Below are 4,389 nucleotides of genomic sequence, written 5' to 3'. Positions count from 1 at the left end.
CCAAGGCCCGCAAAGGCTGACACGCGAATTGCCGCAGCACCCCCTTTTCACACGCTTTGATCGTGACTTGACAGGGGGGCGCGGGTGGATTACGTATACGTCAACTACCTTCCGAATTGGGTAGCTTCCGGTATGGTGCAGGTCGAGCAAGTTCAGGCACAGAAACTGTTCTCCATTGGCGATCTTGCGGAGGAGCATGCCATCTCCCCCCGCACGATCCGTTTCTATGAAGATCAGGGACTGATAGCCCCCAGCCGCATCGGCGGCGCGCGAATTTATACGGCGCGGGATCGGGCGCGGTTGAAGCTGATTTTGCGCGGCAAGCGCTTAGGCTTCAGCCTTGCCGATATTAAAGAATTGCTGGACCTGTATGACGCTGATCGCTCCCAGGTAACGCAACTCCAGGCGACGCTGAGAAAGGGCCGCCAACGGATTGCCGATCTGGAGCAGCAGTTGCGCGACATTACCGTGACGCTGGAAGAGCTGCGCGATATCGAAGGGGACATGCTGCAACTGCTGAGCAGCAAGGGAATATCGGACAAAAATTAACCAAGGTTGGCCTTCGCAGAACCGGGCACATACCCTCGGGCGCTAAAGGGCCAACCGATCCAGGTTGGAGGGACCGTTTAGATGACGCCAGTGGTAATTGCGGGTTATGCCCGGTCGCCGTTTCATTTCGCCAATAAGGGTGGCCTGACCCGCGTTCGACCCGACGATCTGGTCGCGGGTGTAGTGAAAGCGCTGGTGGAGCGCACGAAGGTCAACCCCGCCGATATCGAAGATCTGCTGCTCGGCTGCGCCTTCCCGGAAGGCGAACAGGGCTTCAATATGGGCCGTATCGTGGTGCTGCTGGCAGGCTTGCCGCTCACCATCGGCGGCGCCACCGTCAACCGCTACTGCGGCTCGTCGATGGAAGCCATCCATATGGCCGCCGGCGCGATCCAGATGGGCGCGGGCGAGGTTTTCATCGCGGCAGGGGTTGAATCGATGACCCGCGTACCGATGATGGGCTACAACCCCCTCCCCAATCCGATTTTCCAGCAGACCATGCCGGGCGCACTCGCCTCGATGGGCCAAACGGCGGAAAATCTGGCCAATAAGTACCAGATCACCCGCGCCCAGCAGGAAGCCTTCGCCGCCGCCTCGCACCAGAAGGCCGCCGCTGCGCAGGCCGCCGGGAAGCTGAAAGACGAAATCGTTCCGGTGCAGACCAAGGCCGGGATTGTCGATGCCGATGGCTGCATTCGCCCGGACACCACCGCCGAAAGCCTGGGCGGCCTGAAGCCTGCTTTCGACCCCGCCGGCAGCGTGACCGCTGGCACGTCCTCGCCGCTCACCGATGGCGCGTCCGCCGTGCTGGTGTGTTCGGAAGAGTATGCGACGAAACACGGTCTGCCGATCCTGGCGCGGATCAAGAGCATCGCGAAATCGGGCTGCCTGCCGGACATCATGGGCATCGGCCCGGTCGATGCCACCCGCAAGGCGCTGAAGCGCGCCGGGCTTACGGTGGATGATCTCGATATCATCGAACTGAACGAAGCCTTCGCGTCGCAAGCCCTCGCCTGCATTCACGACCTCGGCCTGCCGCTGGAGAAAATCAATCTCGACGGCGGCGCGATTGCCCTTGGGCATCCGCTCGGCGGCACCGGCGCGCGCATTACCGGCAAAGCCGCCTCCCTGCTGAAGCGTGAAGGCAAGCGTTATGCGCTGGCGACCCAATGCATCGGCGGCGGCCAAGGCATCGCCACCATTCTCGAAGCGGTGTAACCCATGAGCGTGCAGAAAGCCTGCGTCATCGGCGCAGGGGTGATGGGGGCCAGCATTGCGGCCCATATCGCCAACGCTGGCATTCCCGTACTGCTGCTCGATATTGCCGCCAAGGAAGGCGATAAGACCGCCATCACCAAGGGCGCGATCGAGAAACTGCTGAAGGCGGACCCCGCGCCGCTGATGCATAAGGATGCGGCCAAGCTCATCACGCCGGGTAATCTCGACGATGATCTGCCGAAAGTGGCCGAGTGCGACTGGATCGTCGAAGCCATTGTCGAGAATCTGGAGATCAAGCGCGGCCTTTACGCCAAGCTCGAAACCCTGAAGAAGCCGGAGGCGGTGGTCTCGTCGAACACCTCGACCATTCCGCTGCACTACCTGATCGAAGGCCGCGCGGAGAGCTTCCGCAAGACCTTTATGATTACCCATTTCTTCAATCCGCCGCGCTATATGCGCCTGCTAGAGCTGGTCGGCGGTGCCGAAACCGATCCGGCGGCGCTCGCGCGGATCGAAGAGTTCTGTGACCGCACCCTCGGCAAGGGCGTGGTGCCCTGCAAGGACACGCCGGGCTTCATCGCCAACCGCATCGGCACCTATTGGATTCAGGTTGCCGTCAACGAAGCCATCGATCTGGGCCTTTCGGTCGAAGAAGCCGATGCCGTTGGCAGCCGCCCGATGGGCATTCCCAAAACCGGCGTGTTCGGCCTCATCGATCTCGTCGGGCTCGATCTGATGCCGCTGATTGCCAAAAGCATGAAGTCGGTCCTACCCGCCAGCGATGATTTCATCCGCACCAATCTTCAGCACCCGCTGCTGGATAAGATGATTGCGGACGGCTACACGGGCCGCAAAGGCAAGGGCGGTTTCTATCGTCTGAATGCGGTTGGTGGGAAGAAAGTTAAGGAAGCCATCGATCTGAAAACCGGGGCCTATCGGGCGGCGCAAAAGCCGCGCCCGGAAGCCCTGGAACGGGCCGGTCGGTCCCTCAAGGCGCTCGTGACCGATCCGTCTCCCCACGGAGAATTCGCAAAGCGCGTGCTGGTGCAAACGCTTGGCTACACCGCCGCCCTGGTACCGGAAATTGCCGATACCGTTACGGCGGTCGATGAAGCCATGCGGCTTGGCTATAATTGGTCCTTCGGGCCGTTCGAGTTGATCGATCAGGTTGGGGCCGATTGGCTGGCGGCGGAAATCGCCGCTAAGGGACTGCCCGTGCCGAAGCTGTTGGAGCTGGCCAAGGGCAAGAGCTTTTACCGGCAGGAAGCGGGTAAGCTCGAATTCTTGGGCACCGACGGCGCTTATCATCCGGTCGAACGCCGCCCCGGCGTGCTGCTGCTGGCCGATATTAAGCGGAACGCGCAGCCGGTGCTGAAAAACGCCTCTGCCTCGGTTTGGGATATCGGCGACGGCGTGCTGTGCTTCGAGTTCACCTCGAAGATGAACAGCCTCGATAATGAGATCATGGCCCTGCTGACCAAGACGGTGCAGACCATTCCGGCCAAAGGCTACAAGGGCCTCGTGATTTACAACGAGGGCACGAACTTCTCGGTTGGGGCGAACCTCGGCCTTGCGCTGTTTGCCGCCAATATCGCCCTCTGGCCCGCGATTGAAGAGATCGTGGAAGCCGGGCAGAAGACCTATAAGGCGCTCAAATACGCCCCCTTCCCCGTCGTCGGCGCGCCCTCGGGCATGGCGCTCGGCGGCGGCTGCGAAATCCTCCTGCATTGCGACGCGGTCCAGGCGCACGCCGAAACCTATATGGGTTTGGTGGAAGTCGGCGTCGGCATCATCCCCGGCTGGGGCGGGTGTAAGGAGATGCTGCAACGCTGGCTCAGCGTCAAGCGCCGCCCCGGCGGCCCGATGCCCGCCATCGGTAAAGTCTTCGAGACCCTCAGCACGGCCCAGGTCTCCAAATCCGCGCATCTCGCTAAGGAACTGATGTACCTGCGCGCCGATGACGGGGTTACGATGAACCGCGACCGGCTGCTGGCGGACGCCAAAGCCAAGGTTCTGGCCCTGGCCGAAGGCTATAAGGTGCCAGAAGAGTTCGAATTCCGCCTGCCCGGCCCGAGTGCCAAGCTGGCGCTCGATATGGCCGTCGATGGGGCGGCGGGCGCAGGCAAAGCCACGCCGCACGATATCACCGTCTCCAAAACCCTGGCCGAAGTGCTGACGGGTGGTCCGAACGGCGATGTGACCGTCGTGCTGAAGGAAGACGATATTCTGGCGCTGGAACGCTCGAACTTCATGCGTCTCGCCAAGAACCCCAAGTCGCTCGCCCGGATGGAGCATATGCTCGAAACCGGCAAGCCGCTGCGCAATTAGGAGGGCCGTTTCATGGCAACCTATGCTGCTCCCTTGCGGGAAATCCGCTTCGTTCTCAACGAAGTGCTGAACGCCGAACAGCTCTCCAAGCTGCCAGGCTATGAAGACGCAACGCCCGACCTATTCGATGCGGTGTTGGAAGAAGCGGCGAAGCTGTGTGTGAACGAGCTTCTGCCCCTCAACCTCTCCGGCGATAAGGAAGGCTGCCACTATGAAAACGGCGTGGTTCGCACCCCCGCCGGGTTCAAGGAAGCCTATACGAAGTTCATCGAAGGCGGCTGGACCTCCCTGTCC

General features: G+C 61.6%; 3 protein-coding genes and 1 pseudogene. All 4 read left to right on the top strand.

The features are described from left to right. Positions 1-132 precede the first annotated feature (132 nt). On the top strand, positions 133-549 hold the full coding sequence (locus VZ95_RS14500; protein ID WP_045776489.1) for a MerR family transcriptional regulator: 417 nt from the start codon (positions 133-135) through the stop codon (positions 547-549). Between the two features lie 81 nt (positions 550-630). Continuing rightward, positions 631-1,767, top strand: coding sequence for a thiolase family protein (locus tag VZ95_RS14495; RefSeq protein ID WP_045776488.1), 1,137 nt, complete (start codon positions 631-633; stop codon positions 1,765-1,767). A gap of 3 nt (positions 1,768-1,770) precedes the next feature. After that, entirely contained in the window at positions 1,771-4,095 is a 2,325-nt protein-coding gene (locus tag VZ95_RS14490; RefSeq protein WP_045776487.1) for a 3-hydroxyacyl-CoA dehydrogenase/enoyl-CoA hydratase family protein, read from the top strand. Positions 4,096-4,107: 12 nt separating this feature from the next. Further along, positions 4,108-4,389, top strand: a pseudogene (locus VZ95_RS14485) (acyl-CoA dehydrogenase); the annotation flags it as partial.

Origin of the sequence: Elstera litoralis (assembly GCF_000963705.1) — a bacterium.
GTDB lineage: Bacteria > Pseudomonadota > Alphaproteobacteria > Elsterales > Elsteraceae > Elstera > Elstera litoralis.
Note: the sequence above shows the minus strand (reverse complement) of the source record. Positions and strands in the feature narration are given on the sequence as shown.